This window comes from Acinetobacter sp. NBRC 110496 (assembly GCF_000876115.1).
GTDB lineage: Bacteria > Pseudomonadota > Gammaproteobacteria > Pseudomonadales > Moraxellaceae > Acinetobacter.
Map to the genome: position 1 here is coordinate 1 of NZ_BBTF01000125.1, position 1,939 is coordinate 1,939.

General features: G+C 38.9%; 1 protein-coding gene and 1 pseudogene. One reads left to right on the forward strand and one right to left on the reverse strand.

Annotated features, from left to right (window positions below; all coding sequences use genetic code 11):
* A partial coding sequence (pyrC, locus tag Aba26S_RS20810; protein ID WP_043975086.1) for a dihydroorotase occupies window positions 1-958 on the reverse strand: 958 nt, incomplete at its 3' end.
* A gap of 163 nt (window positions 959-1,121) precedes the next feature.
* On the opposite strand from pyrC, the pseudogene Aba26S_RS20815 reads away from it, so the two are divergent.
* Window positions 1,122-1,939: pseudogene (locus tag Aba26S_RS20815) on the forward strand (GGDEF domain-containing protein); the annotation flags it as partial.

The window sequence follows — 1,939 nt, forward strand, 5'->3', positions numbered from 1 at the left end:
CAGCGACGGTAATGTCTTCTTTGACGAGCGTAATGGTTGAAGTATTGCGTGGTAGGCCATAGAAATCAGCACCAAACATGCTGGCAAAACCTTCCAGACGTTCTAGTTTACCGACTTGGTCAAATGCCTGTGCATAAAGCTCAATGGCATTAGGTGCGCTATAGCAGCCTGCACAACCACAGGCATTCTCTTTGGCATTTTGCGCATGTGGAGCACTATCTGTACCTAAGAAGAATTTTGGATTGCCGCTAGTTGCCACTTCCAGCAAGGTGGTTTGATGCGTTTGACGTTTTAAAATTGGCAAGCAATAGAAATGTGGTTTGACGCCACCCACTAACATATCATTGCGGTTGAATAATAAATGTTGAGGGGTAATGGTTGCTGCAACATTACGATCTTGTTCCAGTACAAAATTTGCCGCATCACTTGTTGTAATGTGTTCTAGTACGACTTTTAATTGTGGGAACTGCTTCAGTAACGGTGACAGTACTTCATCTAGGAATCTTTTTTCACGATCAAAAATGTCAACATGATTATGCGTGACTTCACCATGAAGCAACAGCGGAACTTGATGTTCTTCCAGTTGTTCGATCACAGCGTACACTTTACGAATATCACTAACGCCATTATCTGAGTTAGTGGTTGCACCCGCAGGATAAAGCTTGATGGCATTGACAAATTCAGACTCTTTAATTTTACGCACTTCATCTGGAGAAGTGTGATCGGTAAAATAAAGCACCATACGCGGATCAAAATGAAGCCCTTCTGGGACATGGGCAAGAATACGCTCGCGATAGGCTAAAGCTTCATCTACAGTTTTGACGGGTGGAACAAGATTGGGCATACAAATTGCGCGTGCAAATTGTTTGGCTAAATCAGGGACAGTACGTTTTAAAGCTAAACCATCACGCAGGTGTGCGTGCCAATCATCTGGTTGCAAAAGTGTAAGAGTATTCAAGGTCTACTTCAAACTTAAAAATAATACAAATAATAATGCATAAAGTGTGAAAATGGTAACTACAATTACGGATAAGTGGTTAAGCAAAGCACATGACAAAATGAGAATTTATGTTATTTTTTATGCGGCACAAAAATAGTGCAGTATAAAAAGAGTGTATGGGATGGACAATGGCTATGATCTTGATCAGTTGCAGAGGGCAAAAGAAGACCTAGAGCAGCTTGTTGCCCAACATTCCAAGTCAAAAAGTTCTCATCAAACTTTACCTCAACAATTAGAAAATGAATTTTGGACCTTTAATGTTGATCGAACCCGCCTCAATGCAATTCAGTTTTTTGGGCAGGGAGTGATTACCTATACTGTTTTTGTTCTGCTGATTCTACCCTCTAATTTTATTGTCATACGTGCCAGTGAGCATTTTGTTCTCGATTTTATCTACAGTATTTTGAGTTTAATGGTTGTTGGTATTGCACTTTTCTTATTTTGGGTCTTTTCAAGATTTAAGAGGCTGAGTAATTTATTTTATCCGACAGCCTGCCTGATTGTTTTCTTAACTATTGTATTGACCTCAGTGCTGATGATGAGTGTTTCCAATCTGGTATTGCAGAATCAGGCGATGGTTTTAATTGCCTTTTTATATATGTTGGGATTTATTCTGAGTGGAATTCGACCATTACATATGTTGTGGATTGGCTCATTTGCTGCAGTTTCTATCTTGTTTATTTTATATTTACTTAATCATACAAGTGACTTTTTAATGATTGGGCGGACGCTGATTGGAAGTTTACTGCTCGGTTTTTCGATTAGTGTGATGTTAACCTCTAAAGAAAGAAAAATATTTATAAAGTCGAAAATATCAGAGATTGATGAACAGATTTTGCGGATTCAGGCCTCTGAGTTGTTACATTTGAGTCAGCATGATGAACTTACAGATGTATCAAATCGACGTACTTTTGAAGAAATGTGCCGCTATTATTATGA